13 protein-coding genes and 1 riboswitch are annotated in these 18,064 nt (G+C 73.9%); of the genes, 9 read left to right on the forward strand and 4 right to left on the reverse strand.

Features of this window, described 5'->3' with window-relative positions; translation table 11 throughout:
• Positions 1 to 251 precede the first annotated feature (251 nt).
• Complete coding sequence (locus tag ACIBEC_RS29045) at positions 252 to 1,517, reverse strand: helix-turn-helix domain-containing protein (protein ID WP_360498986.1); 1,266 nt, start codon at positions 1,515 to 1,517, stop codon at positions 252 to 254.
• Between the two features lie 323 nt (positions 1,518 to 1,840).
• On the opposite strand from ACIBEC_RS29045, the gene ACIBEC_RS29050 reads away from it, so the two are divergent.
• Together ACIBEC_RS29050 and ACIBEC_RS29055 are read left to right on the forward strand one after the other, a co-directional pair.
• The gene (locus ACIBEC_RS29050; RefSeq protein ID WP_360498984.1) at positions 1,841 to 2,824 is read left to right on the forward strand and encodes a molybdopterin-dependent oxidoreductase; all 984 of its coding nucleotides are present in this window, start codon (positions 1,841 to 1,843) and stop codon (positions 2,822 to 2,824) included.
• 67 nt (positions 2,825 to 2,891) lie between these two features.
• Positions 2,892 to 4,145, forward strand: coding sequence for a threonine/serine exporter family protein (locus ACIBEC_RS29055; protein ID WP_360498982.1), 1,254 nt, complete (start codon positions 2,892 to 2,894; stop codon positions 4,143 to 4,145).
• A 59-nt stretch (positions 4,146 to 4,204) separates the two neighbouring features.
• Here ACIBEC_RS29055 and ACIBEC_RS29060 read toward each other — a convergent pair whose 3' ends face one another.
• Positions 4,205 to 4,918 carry an IclR family transcriptional regulator gene (locus tag ACIBEC_RS29060; protein ID WP_360498981.1) on the reverse strand — a complete coding sequence of 238 codons (714 nt, stop codon included), beginning with the start codon at positions 4,916 to 4,918 and terminating at the stop codon, positions 4,205 to 4,207.
• A gap of 200 nt (positions 4,919 to 5,118) precedes the next feature.
• A riboswitch (SAM riboswitch) is annotated at positions 5,119 to 5,260 on the reverse strand.
• 197 nt (positions 5,261 to 5,457) lie between these two features.
• On the opposite strand from ACIBEC_RS29060, the gene ACIBEC_RS29065 reads away from it, so the two are divergent.
• The 3 genes from ACIBEC_RS29065 to ACIBEC_RS29075 are packed head-to-tail and all read left to right on the forward strand — an operon-like array spanning position 5,458 to position 11,029.
• Positions 5,458 to 8,409 (forward strand): hypothetical protein, encoded by a 2,952-nt coding sequence (locus ACIBEC_RS29065; protein ID WP_360498979.1) that lies wholly within the window; start codon positions 5,458 to 5,460, stop codon positions 8,407 to 8,409.
• Positions 8,406 to 9,533 carry an MBL fold metallo-hydrolase gene (locus ACIBEC_RS29070; protein ID WP_360498977.1) on the forward strand — a complete coding sequence of 376 codons (1,128 nt, stop codon included), beginning with the start codon at positions 8,406 to 8,408 and terminating at the stop codon, positions 9,531 to 9,533. Before ACIBEC_RS29065 ends, ACIBEC_RS29070 begins: the two co-directional genes overlap by 4 nt.
• 2 nt (positions 9,534 to 9,535) lie before the next feature.
• On the forward strand, positions 9,536 to 11,029 hold the full coding sequence (locus tag ACIBEC_RS29075) for a hypothetical protein (protein WP_360498975.1): 1,494 nt from the start codon (positions 9,536 to 9,538) through the stop codon (positions 11,027 to 11,029).
• A gap of 74 nt (positions 11,030 to 11,103) precedes the next feature.
• Here ACIBEC_RS29075 and ACIBEC_RS29080 read toward each other — a convergent pair whose 3' ends face one another.
• Positions 11,104 to 12,087 (reverse strand): aldo/keto reductase, encoded by a 984-nt coding sequence (locus tag ACIBEC_RS29080; protein ID WP_360498973.1) that lies wholly within the window; start codon positions 12,085 to 12,087, stop codon positions 11,104 to 11,106.
• 132 nt (positions 12,088 to 12,219) lie between these two features.
• Here ACIBEC_RS29080 and ACIBEC_RS29085 point away from each other — a divergent pair, with 132 nt between their 5' ends.
• Positions 12,220 to 12,573: a metalloregulator ArsR/SmtB family transcription factor gene (locus tag ACIBEC_RS29085; RefSeq protein ID WP_360498971.1), complete on the forward strand. Its 354-nt coding sequence runs from the start codon at positions 12,220 to 12,222 to the stop codon at positions 12,571 to 12,573.
• A gap of 133 nt (positions 12,574 to 12,706) precedes the next feature.
• Entirely contained in the window at positions 12,707 to 14,101 is a 1,395-nt protein-coding gene (locus ACIBEC_RS29090) for an MFS transporter (RefSeq protein WP_360498969.1), read from the forward strand.
• 22 nt (positions 14,102 to 14,123) lie between these two features.
• On the opposite strand, the gene ACIBEC_RS29095 is transcribed toward ACIBEC_RS29090, so the two are convergent.
• Positions 14,124 to 15,920, reverse strand: coding sequence for an acyl-CoA dehydrogenase (locus ACIBEC_RS29095; RefSeq protein ID WP_360498967.1), 1,797 nt, complete (start codon positions 15,918 to 15,920; stop codon positions 14,124 to 14,126).
• A 195-nt stretch (positions 15,921 to 16,115) separates the two neighbouring features.
• Here ACIBEC_RS29095 and ACIBEC_RS29100 point away from each other — a divergent pair, with 195 nt between their 5' ends.
• Entirely contained in the window at positions 16,116 to 16,694 is a 579-nt protein-coding gene (locus tag ACIBEC_RS29100) for a TetR/AcrR family transcriptional regulator (protein ID WP_360498965.1), read from the forward strand.
• Positions 16,695 to 16,984: 290 nt separating this feature from the next.
• Complete coding sequence (locus ACIBEC_RS29105) at positions 16,985 to 18,019, forward strand: agmatine deiminase family protein (protein ID WP_360498963.1); 1,035 nt, start codon at positions 16,985 to 16,987, stop codon at positions 18,017 to 18,019.
• The last annotated feature ends 45 nt before the right edge of the window (positions 18,020 to 18,064 follow it).

The following is an 18,064-nucleotide window of genomic DNA, read 5'->3' on the forward strand; positions in this document are numbered from 1 at the left end:
CCCGTTCGGCATTTCCGTGCACCACAACTCAGCCCTCATCGGTAGAGATCGTCGATGGAATTCCGCCGACGCCCCGGCCGGCGGCCCGGGAATTCCGGCGCGTCGTCGGCGACGGCCCAGCCCCACCAAGAACGTTAGGAACGACGGGGCCCGGCAAGCGGCAGCTCGTGCGGCAAAAAGCGGCAGAATCGACGCCGGCGGATGCCCGGCCGGGGAGTCACCGCATCGTCAGCCCGCCGGCTCACGGCGGTTCAGCCCGCGACGGCCAGCAGTGGGACGTCCCCGGCCGTCGGAAGCCGGAGTCCGGGCTCCTCCCGGACGAGGCGCCGGCACAGGTTCAGCACCGTGAAGCGCACGCCGTCACGGGCGGGCACACTGCGGATCAGCCCGCGGGACAGCAGTTCGTGCACCGTCGCCAGGCAGGTCTGCAGCGCCCAGCCGCTGCGCGCCGCCGCGTCCTCCCCCGACCAGTCCCCGGGCTCGTCCACGAGCACCGCCAGCAGGGCGCGCTGACGCTCCGACAGTGTCCGGATGGCCGGCTCCACCTCGTCCCGCACGTCACCGCGCGCGCCGAACACCAGCGGCGGCGCCGCGAGCGTGAACGGGACGGCCCCCAGCCGGGCCACCAGCTGGGCGGTGGACTGCACCAGCGCCCACCCCGCCGCGCGCTCCAACGCGCCCGGCAGGCCGTCCAGGTGGCGGCAGAGCTCGGCGACCGCGGGCGCCTCGGAGCGCTCCAGGGTGTAGCCGGGGCGCAGCCGGCACAGGTGCGAGAGCAGCAGCCGGACGGCGCCGACCTGCGCCAATGCCTCCGGATCGGTGTCGAGTTCGGGGGCCGGGACGGGCAGCGGCGCGAGCGGGATGACCTGGCCTCCGGGCAGCGGCCGGGCCTCCCGGGCGGTGATCAGCACCCGCAGCCCGGGGCAGTGGTGGAACAGCCCGTCCAACTGCCCGGCGTCCACCCCGCCGTCGGCGCCGTCCAGCACCAGCAGGGCGGGCCGGTCGCCGATGTGCCGGACGATGTCCTCCAGCAGGCCGCGCCAGGGCTGCGGGCCACCGCCGCAGTCCACCCACCGCACCGACCAGCGGGCGGACAGGTGCAGCCGGCGGGCCACCTCCAGCGCGAGCCGGGTCTTGCCCACCCCGCCGAGTCCCACCAGCGAGACCAGCCGGTCCCCGTGCACGGCGAAGGCGTCGGCCAGTACCTCGGTCTCCATCTCCCGGCCGACGATCGCCCCGCGCGGCACCGGCGGGGCGGCCGGCTCGGCCACCGACTCGGCGGCGAGCTGGTGCCGGCGGGCGGCCTCCTCGAAGTCCGTCCGGCTGCGGCCTTCCAGCCGCAGCGCGTCCGCCAGCAGCCGGACGGTCTCGTTGCGGGGCCGGCGCACCCGGCCGCTCTCCATGTCCCGGATCGCCCGCACACTGAGGGTCGCGTGGTCGGCCAGGCACTGCTGCGTCAGCCCGATCCGCTCGCGCCGTAGCCGCAGCAGCTCGCCGAAGCCCGCCGCCGTTCTCACCGCTTGCACCGATTGCCCGCCGTCCATGCCTCGTCTGCCCTTCGTGGTCCGGACTGCTCCTGAGGTCGGGCCGGCGGCGGCAGCAGCACTGGGCACCCGCGCGGCCCGTGGTTCGGCCGTACGAGCCCCGGTGGTCAGGCTGTGGCCTCCGAACCGGTTCCCTCCGGTTCCCGATGCTCCAGGCTCGCCGTCTACGCCCGATCAACGATCGATCACCGGCCCCACCCGCGACCTTCACCCCGGCCTCACATCCCGCCCGACTGTCAGTCCCTCCTTGTACGGTCGGTCCCGGTGACAACGCTGCCGATCCGAGAGTGTGACGCATGTTCAGGACAGACCCGGAGACGCCCGACCTCTTCATCACCCCGGTCGAGGACGTCTTCATCCGCAACCACCTCGGGCCGCACCCGCGGCTCGAGGCGGCGACCTTCTCGCTCACCGTCGAGGGCCTGGTCGAGCGGCCCCTGCGGCTCGACCTGCACGCGCTCCGGGGCCTGCCACAGACCCGCTTCACCGCCGTCCACGAGTGCTTCGGCAACCCGCTGCGCCCCCACGTGCCGACCCGCGCCGTCACCAACGTGGAGTGGGTCGGCGTCCCGCTCGCCGCCGTGCTGGACCTCGCCGGTCCGCGCCCGGAGGCCCGGCACGTCTGGCTGGAGGGCGCCGACCACGGCGCCTTCGCGGGCGAGAGCGGCGTGAACTACCTCAAGGACCTGCCCCTCGACCAGGCGGGCTCCGAGGTGTTCCTCGCGCACACCATGAACGGCGAGCCGCTGCCCCCCGACCACGGGTACCCGCTGCGGGCGGTGGCGCCGCGGATGTTCGGCACCAACTCGGTCAAGTGGCTGACCAGGATCGTGCTGGCCGCCGACCGCCCCGAGCACCTCTTCACCACCCGCCTGTACGTCCGCACGCTGCCCGGCGAGAGCGAGGCTCAGCCGGTCCGCGAGAAGGACGTCAGCAGCAAGCTGCTCACCCTGCGGGACGGGCAGTCCGTTCCGGCCGGGAGCTGTGAAGTGGCGGGCTACGCCTGGAGTTCCACCGAGGTGACGGCCGTCGAGGTCGCCGTGGACGACGCCGACTGGCAGCCCGCCGCCCTGGACGGGCGCGGCCCCGACCCCACCTGGCAGCGCTTCCGCCTGCGGTGCGACCTCGCCCCGGGCCCGCACCGCGTCCGCTGCCGGGCCACCGACTCCGCCGGGCGGGTCCAGCCGCTCACCGGGGACCGGAACGCCGTCCACGAGGTGCACGTGGTGGCCGAGGCGCGGGAGTCCGCCGGGGTCGGCGCGCGCCCGGCCGGGCGGTGATCGCTGGGGAAGCGCACAGACCGGGGCACAGGCGGACCGAACCGGGCGGGATGGGACGATACCTGCCATGTTTAGCAAGTCTCCATCGGTCCAGGGCGCCGGCGCCCCGCCCGACCCGCTCCTGCGGCTGCTGCTCGAACTGGGTGAGGCCCTGTTGGGCGGCGGTCTGCCCGTCCATGAGGTCGAGGAGGAGCTCCGCGGGCTGGGGCGGGCGCTGGGGGCTCCGCAGGCGCGGGTCGCGGCCCTGACCAACGGGCTGTTCGTCGCCCTGGGCGCGGACGAGGCCACCCGGTTCCAGCCGGTCGGCGCCGCGCTGCGGTTCGAGCAGACGGCCGCCGTCCTCCATCTGGTGCACCGGCTGCGCGCGGGTGAGCTCGACGGGCCCCGGGCGCTCGCCGAGCTGGACGGGATCCGGCGGGCGCCGGCCCGCTGGCCGGCGTGGGTGGCGGACCTCGGGGCGCTGCCGGTCGGGGTGGGGGTCTGCCTCTTCCTGCAGCCGGTCGCGGCGAACGTGCTGGCGGCCGGGCTCGGATCGTTGGTCGTGGCGGGGCTGACCGTGCTCGCACGGCGGTTGCCGTACCTGCGGCCGCTGCTGCCCGTCACAGCCGGGTTCCTGGTCGCACTGCTGGTCCTGTCGCTCGCGCGGGCCTCGCTGCTGGACGGCTCGTTGCGGACGATCGTGGCAACGCTGGCGATCCTGCTGCCGGGCGGGCTGCTGGTCACCGGGTTGTCGGAGATCGCCGCGGGTGCGGCCAGCGCGGGTACGGCCCGGCTGGTGTCCGGCGCGGTGCAGCTGGCGCTGTTCCTCGCCGGGGTGGCGGCGGCCGCGAGCGCGATCGGCATGCCGGCCACGGCGCTGGCCAATGTGCAGGTGGTCAAGCCGAGTTGGTGGGTGATCGGGCTGGGTCTGGCGATCGCCGTGGCCGGTGTGGTGGTCAACGTCAACACGCCGCCCTCGGCGATCCCGTGGATCGTCGCGGTGATCGCGGTCAGCGTCACCGTCCAGGTGGTGGTGGGATCGGTGCACGGCGCGGCGATCGGCGGCCTGGCCGGGGCGGTCTCCGCCGCGGTCGCGGCCACCCTGGTGCACTGGGTGCCGGGCGGTCCGCTCTGGCAGGTGCTCTACCTTCCGGCGTTCTGGATCGTGGTGCCGGGCTCCTTCGGCCTGTTGAACACCGCGCAGATCGAGGTCGGCAACGGCGCGCAGCCGGTGCTGGCGGCCGTGTCGGCGGTGTTCGGGGTGTCGATCGGCACCCTGATCGGCTCGGTGATCAGCCGGATCCCCCGCCCCTCCCTCCCCGTCCTGCAGCCTCGGGCGTGAGCCGGGCGGCGGGAGGGACGGGGAGGAGCGGGGCGAGGAGGAGCGGCCGACGAACCCGGTCAGGAGTGGCGTAGCGCTTCGGTGAGGCGGTGCGCCGCCTCGGTGACGGCCTGGGAGAGCTGGGCACCGGGGTGGCGGGTGAGCCGTTCGATCGGACCGGAGACCGAGACCGCGGCGACGACCCGGTTGGACGGGCCGCGGACGGGCGCGGACACGGAGGCGACCCCGAGTTCACGTTCGCCGATGGACTGGGCCCAGCCGCGGCGCCGTACGCCGCTGAGCGCGGTGGCGGTGAAGCGGGCGCCCTGCAGGCCGCGGTGGAGGCGTTCGGGTTCCTCCCAGGCGAGCAGGACCTGGGCGGCGGAGCCGACCTTCATGGGGAGGGTGATGCCCACCGGAACGGTGTCGCGCAGGCCGGAGAGCCGCTCGGCGGCGGCCACGCAGATCCGGACCTCGCCCTGTCTGCGGTAGAGCTGGGCGCTCTCGCCGGTGACGTCGCGCAGGTGGGTCAGGACCGAGCCGGCGGCGGCCAGCAGGCGGTCCTCGCCGGCGGCCGCCGACAGCTCGGAGACGCGCGGGCCGAGGATGAACCGGCCCTGCATGTCCCTGGTGACCAGGCGGTGGTGTTCGAGTGCCACGGCGATCCGGTGGGCGGTGGGCCGCGCCAGGCCGGTGGCGGCGACGAGTCCGGCCAGGGTGGCGGGACCGGCCTCCAGGGTGGCAAGGATCGAGGTGACCTTGTCGAGCACACCGACGCCGCTCGTGTTGTCCATGGAATGGATACTCCGTCTCAAATCCCGTGAGCGGCGGGTCGGCGCTGCTCACGGAGGCTCCGGGCGGGGAGCGGGGGTGGTCAGCGAGGACAGGCCGGAGAAGAAGTCGGCCGATTGCCTGCGCCGGGCACGAGACGGGTACGCGAAAGGGCCGGGGCGGGAAGCGCCCGGGCGAAGGACAGCACAGAGAGCACCGTGTCTCCTCATCTTTCCCGCGCCACAGTGGCGACAGGCCGGAGTTGGCACTGATCCCGGACGGCACGGCGCGTACTTCGGACGCCGGTCGACCGGGGAGTTGCCGGGGCTTCGTAGGGCCGGTCCCTCCACCCCTCTGGATGATTCGCGAGGAACCATACAAGACTCCCCGGGCAGCACGTCAAACCTCCACCCCTCACGCGCAGGCAGCGGCGGGCGGCCCGCCGACCGGGCCTTCCCCGGCGGGCCCTCCGGTGGGCCCGATTCGTGGGAGAGTGGAGGAGTCGGGAGTTCCGGCCTGAGCGGTGGCCGACCTCCCCCCGGAGACACTCCAGAGGTCTCCCATGACACAGCTGAACGAGATCCGCTCCATCGCCCCGGAGGCCCTCGCCGTCGCGGGCGTGCTGGACCCGCCGGTCGCGGCCGGGGCGGGATCGCGGGGCTACAACGACTTCGTCGACCCAGGCGACCTGCCGGACTCCGCGCAGCCGTGGCAGTGGCACTGGTCCCCCGACCTCCTGTCGCGGCTCGCGGAGGACAGCTGGCTGCAGGTGAAACTGGGCTACAGCTGGTTCGAGGCCGCGGGCAGCGCGGCCGGACCGGTGCGACTCACGCTGTACGGGGTGCCCCACCGGAGCCGGCACGCGCTGGCGACGCGCCTGGCCGAGGCCCGTCCCGCGGTCGGCGCGGTCTTCATCGCGGACGACACCCTGGAGCCGGAGCCCCGCTGGCAGTGGCCGCTGCGCCTCTGCGCCGTCACGACGGAGGCCGCCGAGGGCCTGTTCGCCGTGCTGGACCACGACGCGGAGGTAGCTCCGGTCATCGACGTGTACACCCTCGGCGAGCAGGACGGGGACTGCGACGTGCTGGCCGTCTCCGGCGCCGCCGAGTTCGACGCGCTGACGGTCGGCGGCGGCCTCAGCGCCGTCTGCCTGGCCTGGTGCGCCCCACAGCCGCCCGACCCGCACCAGCTGGCCCAACTCGACGCGGCCGCGCGTAGGCTCGACGCCTCCGGCTGGGTCGTCGCGGACCTCTCGGCGACCGGCGCGGTCGACTGGCTCGACCGGTTCGTCCGCCATCTCTCCGAGAACCTCGCCCTGGACGAAGCGGCCGGCCGCGCCGGCTCCTGGCTGACGGTGGCCCACCCCGGGCTCGCCGAGCACCACGCGGTGGCCGAGGGCCTGGCGGCCGCGGTCGAGCCACCCCCGGCCCCCGCGGTGCCGCCACCCCCGGTCGAGCCGGCCGAGCTGCCGGCCGGTGGCTCGGCCGAGCCGTACGCCGGTGGCCTCGGCGGGCAAGCGGCGGACGACCTCCGTCTCTCCGACCGGCGGCCGCCGCTCGCGGCCCTCACCGACCGGATCCGCCGCGCGGCCGCAGGCGTCCGGTTCAACGGGATACGACTCGGCGGGGTCGTGGCCGACGCCGTCCGGGAGGTCCGCCAGGCCGGAGCGGCGCCCGGCGTGACCAACGACCGCTACCTCCAGGCACTCGTCAGCGACCAGCAGACGGGCAACCGGCTCCTGCACGCCTTCCACGCCGGCGCGGTGAACGAGATCCACCTCCGGGTGGGTCCGCACAGCGCCGAGTGGCACCAGATGGCGTCCGCGTTCCCCGAGCAGGGCCTGGAGTTCCGGGGCGGGGCGGCGCGCCTCACGGTCACCTTCGACGAGGAGCGGGACCAGGCACTCCTCCACGAGCCCGTGGAGGTCTTCCTGCCCCGGCGGGGCGCCTCCAGCGAGGCCGTCTTCCCGGTGACGGTCGGCGCCCAGGAGCGGGAGATCCGGTGCACCGCGCGCGTCTACTACCGCAAGCGCCAGCTGCAGCGGCTGGTGATCAGCGGCCCGGTCGCGGCGTCCGACGACCCCGTGGACGGGCGGGAGATCGCGATCAACGGCGAAGCGTACGACTCGCTCGCCGAACCGCCGAGTCGGCACGACGACACCGACACCGACGCGAGCGCGGGCGCGGGCGCGGGCGACGCGGCCGACAGCGCGGCAACCGACGCCCGCTCGGCGACGATCCGGATCGTGAGCGACGAGGTCCTGGTGGTCGGCACCGGCGAGAACGGCCCGGTGCGGATCCCGGATCTCGACCGGTTCCGGGCCGGAATCCGGGGCCTGCTCAACCAGTCCGTGAACGAGGACGCCGCCGCCACCGGCCCCGCCACCGGCCCCGGCCCCGGCCCCGGCTCACCCACACCGGTCGCCCTGCTCCGCGGCCTCGCCCAGCAGGGCAGCTCCCTCTACCAGCAGTTGGAGCAGCAGGGGTGCAGCGGTTTGAAGGACGCCGCGTCGCTCCAGCTGGTGTCGGCCGAGACGGCCGAACTCTGGCCGCTGGAGTTCGTCTACGACTACGGGTATCCCGCCGACACCGCCAAGCTCTGCGACGGCTGGCAGCACGCCCTCGAAACCGGGACCTGCTCCTGCCGCCGCCCGGACCGCTCCGGCGTCCTCAGCCGCAGGACCATCTGCCCGCTCGGCTTCTGGGGCTTGCGCATGGTGATCGAGCGCCGGGTGGAGCGCGCCCAGCTCGACCGCAGCGTGGTCGAACAGGCCCCGCAGGGCACCCGCAGCACGCTGCGCCCGGTCGACGGCGCGCTCTTCGCGGCGAGCAGGATCGTCCGCAAGGCGGACCGGGACCACGCGGTCGGCACCCTGCTGGACTCATTCGGACCCGACGCCCTGCACACGGCCGACAGCTGGAAACGCTGGCGGCAGGTGGTCAAGACCGAAGGTCCCCCGCTGCTGCTGGCCGTTCCCCACCACGGACACGACCAGGGGGCGACCCCGGTCCTGGAGATCGGCCGGGCGAGCAAACTGCCGTCGCTCCTGATCGACCGCCGGGACATCGTCTCCGACCTGCACTCTCACGAGGTCGGCCCGGTCGTCATGCTGCTCGGCTGCAACACCGCCCAGGAGGACGTCAGTTGGCAGAACGTGGCAGCGAGGTTCCTGGAGAAGAGCGCCCCGGTCGTGGTGGGGACGCTGGTACCGACCCTCGGTCGCCAGGCGGCGGTGATGGCGGGCATCGCCGGCGTGATGCTCGCCGGGAACACCCGCGAGGACCTGACCATCGGCGAGTTGGTGCGCGACATCCGGCGGCAGCTGCTCCTCCGGGGTTGCACGCTGGCCATGGCAGTCGTGGCCTTCGGCGACGCCCGCTGGCTGGTCGGCAACCGACCGCCAGTGACCGACGACGGGCCGGCAGCGGTCGGCGGTGGGGGTGGTGGAGGTGGAGTTGGTGGTGGTGGCACACCGGAAGCCGCACCTCAAGGCGCACCGGGAGGCGGATCGTGATCACCATCGAGATGCTGCCCGCCGCACACGGCGACGCACTGTGGGTCGAATGGCCCGGCAGCGGAACGGCCGTCCACCGCATGCTGGTCGACGGCGGCCCGAGCCCCGTCTACCCGGCGGTCTTCGCCCGGGTGAAGGCACTGCCGGCCCGCAGCCGCCACCTGGACGTCCTGGTCGTGACCCATGTGGACGGCGACCACATCGAGGGCGTCGTCCGCCTCCTACAGGACCGCGCCGCGCTGAACCTCGCGATCGACGACGTCTGGTTCAACGGCTGGCCGCAGGTATCCGAACGGGCCGACCTGCTCGGCGCCGCCCAGGGCGAGATGGTCCAGGCACTGATCGACCGTCAGAAACTTTCCTGGAACGCCGCCTTCGGGCTTCCCCGCGCGGGGAAGGCACCGCCCGCCCTCTGCCTCGCCGACCGGGGAGCGCTGCCGACCGCCGAACTGCCCGGCGGCGCCCGGGCGACCCTGCTCTCCCCCGGCCGGCCCGAGCTGGACGCGCTGCTGCGGGAGTGGGGGCGGACGGTGAGGAGCCTCGGCATGACCCCCGGCGACCCCGACCAGGCCCTCGCCCTCCTGGCCCAGCGGAAGAACCTGCGCGGCCTCGCCACCGACCTCCTCGGCGGCGAACGGCTCGACACCTCCGTGCCGAACGGTTCGAGCATCGCCTTCCTGCTGGAGCACGACGGACACCGGCTGCTGCTCACCGGCGACAGCCACGGGGACGTCCTCGGGCGCGGTCTGGACCGGCTGCTGAAGCAACTCGGCGGGACCAGGCTCACGGTCGGCGCCCTCAAGGTCCCGCACCACGGCAGTGCGGCCAACACCACGGACGGCCTGCTGTCCCGGCTGGACACCCGCCGATTCCTCGTCTCGACCAACGGCGACAAGTTCCACCACCCCGACGCGGCCGCGATCGACCGCATGATCGCGGCGGTGGACCACCTCGACGCGGCGGACGGCAGCACGGAGGACGGCGGCGCCGCTCCGGCCGAACTCGTCTTCAACTACCGCAGCCGCACGACGGAACCGTGGGCCGACGCCGCGCAGCAGCGCGAGCGCCACTACACCGCCGTCTACCCGGCGGCGCCCGCGACCGGCACGACCGTGGAGGTCTGATCATGACCAGCATCGGTGTAGCCCTCTCCGGAGGCGGCTACCGCGCCACCATGTGGGGCATCGGCGCCCTGCTGTACCTCGCCGACAGCGGCCGACACCGGGACGTCGTGGCGATCTCCTCGGTGTCCGGCGGCTCGGTCGCCAACGGAGTGGTCGCCCACGAGACCGACTACCGGCAGGACCCGGGCGCGGACTTCGCCGAACGCGTCCGTCCGCTGATCCGCCACTGCGCCCGCGTCGGCCTGTTCTTCTGGGGGCCGTCCACCAACCGGTACGTGCGCTCGCTCTTCGCCCTCGCCGGCCTGGCCGTGCTGACCCTGCTCGCGGGGGTCGCCGCCACCGCCGTCGAGGGGCTGCGGCTGCTCTCCGGCGTGCTCCTGGGCGCGGGGCTGCTGCTCCTGGCCGGTGCGGTGGTGGTCTTCGAGCGGCGCAGCGCCGTCGTGGACCGGGCGCTGGCCCGCGAGTTCTTCCACGGCGACGGCGACGGCGCCGCGACGGACCTCTCCGCCGTGCGGCGCTCCGTCGACCACGTGTTCTGCACCACCGAGTTGCAGAGCGGCGACCACTTCTACTTCTCGCCCGCGTTCGTCTACGGGTTCCGCTTCGGCACCGGCGTTCCGGGCGGCCTCCCGCTCTCCACGGCCGTCCAGTCCTCGGCCTGTCTGCCGGGCGCGTTCGCCGTCCGGCGGCTCCCCACCGCCCGCCACCGCTTCCCGCCCCCGGCCGGTCCCACCGAGGCGGCGACCGACCTGGTGCTCACGGACGGCGGGGTGTACGACAACATGGCCGACGAGTGGCTGGTGGGGCTTCCCGAACGGGCGCGGCGCCCCGACCACCCGCCGGCCGCCTACGACGTCGACGAGATCGTCGTGGTCAACGCCTCGGCCGGGATGACCTGGCAGCCGTTCCGCGCGTCGCGGGTTCCCGCGATCGGCGAACTGCTCGCGCTGGCCCGCATCAAGAGCGTGATGTACGACGTCACCACCAGCCACCGGCGCAGCGAACTGGTCCAGTGGTCCGACCGGGCCGGACGGACCGGCGGCCCGCTCGGCGCGCTGGTTCACATCGCGCAGTCGCCGTACCGGGTGGCCGACGCCTACGCGGGCGCGGCCGACACGGGCGCCGGGAGCGCCGGGAGCGGATCGGGTTCCGGCAGCGGGACGGCCACCGGGAGCGGGACGGCCACCGGCGGCGCGGTCGGCACCGGGTACGGCCCGGACCTCGCCGCCCGGGCCGCCCGGGCCAAGGAGGTGCTCGACCTGCTCGGCCACGACCCGGGGCGGCGCGCCGTCTGGGAGGAGCGGACGACCAGGAGCCGCACCACCAGGACCGTGCTGCGCAAGCTCGGCGCCGACACCACCGCGGACCTGCTCCTGCACGCCTACACGCTCACCGCGTGCAACCTGCACGTCCTGCTCGACTACCCGCTGCCGGCGGCCCTTCCGGACCGCGGGTACTTCCTCGGCCTCACCACCGGCCCAGGTACGCGGAGTTGACACCGGGGCACGCCGAGGGCCACCGACGCCCGCCGAGGCCCGCCGCGGCCCGCGGCCCGGTCATGGCACCGCCGTCACCAGCGGTCGTGCACCTGCGGCCGGATCCGGCGGTCGTAGAGTTCCCGCACGGCGTCCAGGGTGGCCGTCGGCAGCGGCGCCGACCCGGCGGCGGCCGCGTTCGCCCGGGCCTGCGCCACGTTGCGGGCGCCGGGGATCACCGTGGTCACGCCCGGCTGCTGGACGATCCAGCGCAGCGCCGTCTGCGCCGCGGTGGCGCCCTCCGGGGCGAGCGCGGCGAACTCAGCCGCCGCCTCGACGCCGGTCGCGAAGTCCACGCCGGAGAAGGTCTCGCCCTGGTCGAAGGCCTCGCCGTGACGGTTGTAGGTGCGGTGGTCGTCCGGCGGGAAGACGGTGCGTTCGCTGTAGCGGCCCGAGAGCAGGCCGGAGGCCAGCGGCACCCTGGCCAGGATCCCCACCCCGGCGGCCTCGGCGGCGGGCAGCACCTGTTCCAACGGCTTGAGCCGGAACGCGTTGAGGATGATCTGCACGCTCGCGACGCCCGGGCGCGCGATCGCGGTCAGCGCCTCCGCGCAGGTCTCCACGCTCACCCCGTACGCGGCGATCCGCTCCTCCGCGACCAGGGTGTCCAGCGCGTCGAAGACCTCGTCCGAGGAGTAGACGGGCGTCGGCGGGCAGTGCAGCTGCACCAGGTCGAGTCGCTCCACCCCCAGGTTGGCCCGTGAACGGTCCGCCCAGGCACGGAAGTTGGCGAGCTGGTAATGCTCGGGGCGCTGCTCGACCCGGCGCCCGAACTTGGTGGCGACGAACACGTCCGCGTCCGGGCGGTCCTTCAGGAAGCGGCCGATCAGCCGCTCGCTGCGGCCGTCGCCGTAGACGTCGGCGGTGTCGAAGAGCGTGACGCCTGCTTCCACGGAGGCCTCCAGCACGGCGAGGGCGTCCTCCTCCCGGACGTCACCCCAGTCCGCGCCGAGCTGCCAGGTGCCGAGTCCGACGATCGAGACGGGCCGACCGGTGCGGCCGAGTACGCGATGTTCCATGGGGCGAGCCTCTCACGCCGCTCACGTCCGCCCCCGCAGCCGTCGATCCGCGCGTCCGGCTCGCGGCCTTCCGACGGCGACTCCGTAGGCGCATGTACGCACCTGCGCACGGAAACGCCCTACGATGGGCGAATGAGCACCGGCACCCATCTGGCAGATGCACACCGCTCGCAGCAGCGGGCCGAGCAGCGCCTGGACGTCGCCGCGTCCGTGCTGACGCTGTTGGCCGACCGGACCAGGCTCGCCCTGCTGGAGCGGCTCGGTCGGGGCGAGGCGGATGTCACCACGCTGACCGAGGCGACGGGCGCCGCCCGGCCGTCGGTCAGCCAGCACCTGGCCAAGCTCCGGCTCGCCGGTCTCGTCGCCACCCGCAAGGAGGGGCGGCGCGTCGTCTACTCGCTGCGCCACGGCCACCTGCGCCGGCTCGTCGACGAGGCGCTGAACGTCGCCGACCACCAGATCGGCCACCTGCCGCCCCACGACTGACCGCACGGGCGGGTCGGACAGCGGGCGCACCGGACAGCCGGGGCGGGTCGGCTTCTGACAAATAGGTGCACACGTACGCACCTGTTCCTATGATGGGTTGACCACCCCACTGCCGACCGGGACGGGGTAGCCCATGCTGTCCGTGCTGCGCAACCGCGCCTACCGCCACCTCTTCACCGCGCAGGCCGTGGCCCTGGTCGGCACCGGCCTGGCGACGGTGGCGCTCTCCCTGCTGGCGTACCGGATCGCCGGCAGCGACGCCTCGGCGGTCCTCGGTACCGCGCTGGCGATCAAGATGGTCGCCTACGTCGCCATCGCGCCGATCGCCGGCGCACTCGCCGGGCGGCTGCCCCGACGGACGCTGATGGTCGCGATGGACCTCACCCGGGCCTGCGTCGCGCTCGCCCTGCCGTTCGTCGACCAGGTCTGGCAGATCTACGTCCTGGTCTTCCTGCTCCAGGCCGCCTCGGCCGCCTTCACCCCGACGTTCCAGGCCACCATCCCGGATGTCCTGCCCGCCGAGCGCGACTACACCAACGCCCTGTCGATGTCCCGGCTCGCCTACGACCTGGAGTCGCTGTTCAGCCCCGCGCTCGCCGCGCTGCTGCTGTCGGCGGTGTCGTACGACTGGCTGTTCGCCGGGACGGCGGTCGGCTTCCTCGCCTCCGCCGCCCTGGTGGTCTCCGCCGTCCTGCCCAAGCCCGCCCCGGTCGAACGCGCGGGCAGCGGCCACGCCAAGGCCGCCTTCGGCACCCGGCTGTTCCGGGCCACCCCCCGGTTGCGTGCCCTGCTCGCCCTCGACCTCACGGTCGCCGCCGCCGGCGCGATCGTGTTCGTCGACACGGTCAACGTCGTCCGCGACCACTTCCACCGCCCGGCCGGGGCCGTCTCGGTCGCGCTCGGCGCCTACGGCGTCGGCTCGATGCTCACCGCGCTCCTCCTGCCCCGCCTCCTCGCCCGCACCGGCGACCGGGCGATCATGCTGCCCGCCGCCTTCTCCCTGCCGGCCGTCCTCGCCGCCGTCACCGCGATCTCCGCCGTCCGGGCCGGCACCGGATCGTGGGTGGCCCTGCTCGCCGCCTGGGCCCTCGTCGGCGCCGGCAGCTCCGCCGTGCTCACCCCCGGCGGACGCCTCATCCGCCGCTCGGCCGCCGACGCCGACCTGCCGGCCGCGTTCGCCGCCCAGTTCTCCCTCTCGCACGCCTGCTGGCTGCTCACCTATCCCCTCGCCGGCTGGCTCGCCGCCGGCGCCGGACTGCCCGTCACCGCCGCCGTCCTCGGCGTCGTCGCCCTGGCCGCCGCGACGGGAGCCGCCGCCCTGTGGCCGGCCCGCGACCCCGACGCGCTGGAGCACCTGCACACCGATCTGCCCACCGGCCACCCCCATCTCGCCGACGCGCACGCCACCGCCACCGGCGCCTGGCGGCACGGCCACCACTACGTCATCGACCGCCACCACCACGCCTGGCCCCACCCGACCGCCACCGGCACCCGCACCCACACCCGCACGCGGGCCACGACCGGCTGACCCCACCCGGGGAAGCGGATCGTCAGAACCACTCGGGGCGGCACTCCCCCGCCGTCCGGTCGAGGCTGTCGAGCAGGTCGAACTGCGGCCCGGTGCGCGGTAGTTCGACCCGGAAGAAGTACCGGGCCGCCTGCCTCTTGCCCTGGCGGAAGGCATCCGTGCCGGCGCCGAGCGCGAGGAACTGCTCCAGCCAGATCCAGGCCAGCACCACATGGCCGACGGCTTCCAGGTAGACGGTGGCGTTGGCCAGCGCGGCCGCCGGGTCCCCCGCGGCCCACAGCGTGGCGGTGGTCCGTCCGATCCGGGCCGCCGCGGCGTCCAGGCGGGCGGCGAGGTCGGCCGCCTCGCCGCCGGCCGCCGCGGCCCGCGCGGTGGTCGCCGCGAGGGTGTCGAGGAGCAGCCGCAGTCCCGCGCCGCCGTCCATCACGACCTTGCGGCCGAGCAGGTCCAGTCCGTGGATGCCGTGGGTGCCCTCGTGGATGGGGTTGAGCCGGTTGTCCCGGTAGAACTGCTCGACGTCGTACTCGCGGGTGTAGCCGTAGCCGCCGTGCACCTGGATGGCGAGGTCGTTGGCGGCCAGGCACCACTGCGACGGCCAGCTCTTGGCGATCGGCGTCAGGACGTCCAGCAGCAGGTGGGCGCGGGCCCGGTCGGCCTCCTGCTCGGCGGTGGCCTCCTCGTCGAGCAGCCGGCTGCAGTACAGGCCGAGGGCGAGCGCGCCCTCCACGTAGCTCTTCTGCGCCAGCAGCATCCGACGTACGTCCGCGTGCTCGATGATCGGCACCTGCGGGGCGTGCGGGTCCCTGCCCCCGAGCGGGCGGCCCTGCGGGCGGGTGCGGGCGTAGTCGAGGGCGTGCAGGTAGCCGGTGTAACCGAGCGCCGTGGCGCCCTGGCCGACGCCGATGCGTGCCTCGTTCATCATGTGGAACATGTACGCGAGCCCGTGGTGGGGCTCGCCGACCAGGTGGCCGACCGCGCCAGGGGCGCCGCCGGGGGTGTGTCGGCCCTCGCCGAAGTTGAGCAGGGCGTTGGTAGTGCCGCGGTAGCCCATCTTGTGGTTGAGGCCGGCGAGCACCACGTCGTTGCGCTCCCCGAGCGTGCCGTCCGGCCCGACCAGGTACTTGGGCACGATGAACAGCGAGATGCCCTTCACGCCCGCCGGACCGCCGGGGATCTTGGCCAGCACCAGGTGGACGATGTTCTCGCTGAGCTCGTGGTCGCCGCCGGAGATCCACATCTTGGTGCCGGTGATCCGGTACGTGCCGTCGGCGGCCGGCACCGCCCGGGTGGTGATGTCGGCCAGCGAGGACCCGGCCTGCGGCTCCGACAGGCACATGGTGCCGAAGAAGCGGCCGTCGACCATGGGCCGCACATAGGTGTCGATCTGCTCCCGGCTGCCGTGCGCCAGGAGGAGGTTGGCGTTGCCGACGGTGAGCAGCGGGTAGGAGGCGGTGGCGATGTTGGCGGCCTGGAACCAGGCCCGGCAGGCGTTGGCGACCACGACGGGCAGCTGCTGACCGCCGAGGTCGTAGTCCATGGAGGCGCCGACCAGGCCGGCCTCGGCGTAGACCCGCAGGGCCTGCCCGACCTCCGGGATGAGGTGCACCCGCTCGCCGTCGAAGCGGGGCTCCTCGGCGTCGTTCTTCTTGTTGTGCGGGGCGAAGTGCCTCGTCGCGATGGACTCGCTGAGCTCCAGCACCGCGTCGAAGGTGTCCCGGTCGTGGTCGGCGTAGCGGGGGCGGCGGGTCAGGGCGGTGACGTCCAGCCAGTCGTGCAGCAGGAAGTCGAGGTCGCGGCGGGAGAGCAGGAGGGAGTCCAAACCAGGCATCCGATCGACAGGGGGACGGCGGGGCAGGGAGACGGCGGGGCAAGGGGACGGCGGGACAGGGAGCCGACGTCCGGGGCACCTGGCATCTTCCCGCCTGCCGCACCACCGACACAACGGTCGGCGGCTGACCTGTTTCTCAGACGACAGGTCCGATCCTGTCGGTACGCACGGGTAAGGTGGTGGACCGTGGCCAGTCGTAAAACGTCGATCTTGGAAGCAGCTGCGCGGGTGATCGCCCGGCGCGGGGTGCGCGGGCTGCGGGTGGAGGAGCTCGCGGCGGAGGCCGGCGTGTCGACCGCGCTCATCTACTACCACTTCAAGGACCGTACGGGGATCCTCCGTCAGACCCTGGAGTTCATCAACGACCGGGCGGAGCGCTACACGACCGAGCGCGCCGCGGACGCACCGCCGCTGACGCCGCGCGAGGAGCTGGAGCAGACGCTGCTGCTGGAGCTCCAGGACACCGTCGAAGTGCGGGAGAACAGCACCGCCTGGGGTGAGCTGCGGGCGAGCGCGGTGTTCGACGACACGCTGCGCGACGACCTGGCGCGGGCGACCCGGATCTGGGTGCAGGAGATCGCCGAGCTGCTCGGCGTGGAGCGGCCGATGTCCTCTGCGGTCGCGCTGGCCGGAGCGGCGGAGCGGCTCACCGCACTGCTGGAGGGGCTGAGCACGCGCTGGCTCAGCGGCAGCCTGCCGCTGGCACACGCCCGGACGCTCATGGTCGACGCGATCGACGCCGAGGTGGCCCGGCTCGGCTCCTGAGCCGCCCGGATCCACACCGATCCGCCCGATCAGCCCCGATCCGCACCGGTCAGCACCCATCGGCACGGAGCGCCCCGGGCGCGTCACACTCCGCACGGCAGCCGTCAAGGATGCGTCAGGGCACGCCCACGCGTTTGACTGATTTTTCAGTCAGTGCGAGCCTGAAGCCGCAGGGCAGGGTGTCGGCCGTCGGCCCCGCTCCGTGGTGCGCCGGTGCGTCGCGGCGCGAAGAGTGGAGCCGGCGGCCCCGCGCACCCCTCCCGGCACCATCGCACGATCCGGAGACCCTCATGACCCACGACCGCGATGACCGTTCCACCGGGCCGTACTGGGTGCCGGCGGACGACGTCCCGCACGCGCGGACCTGGATGTCCTGGCCCGCCCGCCGGGGTGTGTGGGGACTGCGCCTGGGCGGCGTCCAGGAGGACATCGCCCTGATCGCCCGCACGATCGCCGAGTTCGAGCCGGTGGTCATGTGCGCCCCCGACGACTGGACCGCGGGCAAGGCCCGGTCCCGGTGCGGCTCCGCGGTGGAGGTGATCACCGCCATCCCGACCGACGACCTGTGGATGCGCGACATCGCGCCGGTCTTCCGCCGCGACGGGTACGGCGGTCTGGACGCCGTGATCCTCAACTTCAACGGCTGGGGCAACAAGCAGGTGCACCACGACGACGCCCAGGTCGCCGAACTCCTCGCCACCCGCCGGGGCCTGCGCCACTCCTACGCGGACTTCGTCGGCGAGGGCGGCGCGATCGAGACCGACGGCGACGGCACGGTGATGGCCACCGAGAGCAGCCTGGTCAACAAGAACCGCAACCGCGGCATGAGCCGGGACGAGGTCGAGGAGGCCGTCCTGGAGGCCTACGGCGCGGACACGATGATCTGGCTGCCCGGGATCAAGGGCCAGGACATCACCGACGACCACGTGGACGTCACCTCCCGGTTCATCCGGCCCGGCGTGGTGATGGTGCAGCTGCCGCCGGCGGACCGCAACGACGCCTGGGCGCGCGACGCCCGCGAGCAGTTCGCCATCCTGTCCGCCGCCACCGACGCCCGGGGGCGCCGTCTGCGGGTCCTCCCCGTGCACGGCCCGGACACCGTCCGCTCCCGCAGCTCCAAGTTCGTCGACTCCTACCTCAACTTCCACGTCGTCAACGGCGGCGTGATCACCGCCCAGTTCGGCGACGCGTCCAAGGACGCCGCCGCCAGGGAGGCGCTCGCCGCGGCCTTCCCCGGCCGCGAGGTGGTGCAGATCGACGTCGACCGCCTGATGGCCGGGGGCGGCGGCATCCACTGCTCGACCATGCACGAGCCGCTGCCGTAGCCGTCGCGGCAGCCACAGCCACAGCCACAGCCACCGAAGCCCCCT

The sequence above is a fragment of the Kitasatospora sp. NPDC051164 genome (genome assembly GCF_044455625.1).
Taxonomy (GTDB): Bacteria; Actinomycetota; Actinomycetes; order Streptomycetales; family Streptomycetaceae; genus Kitasatospora.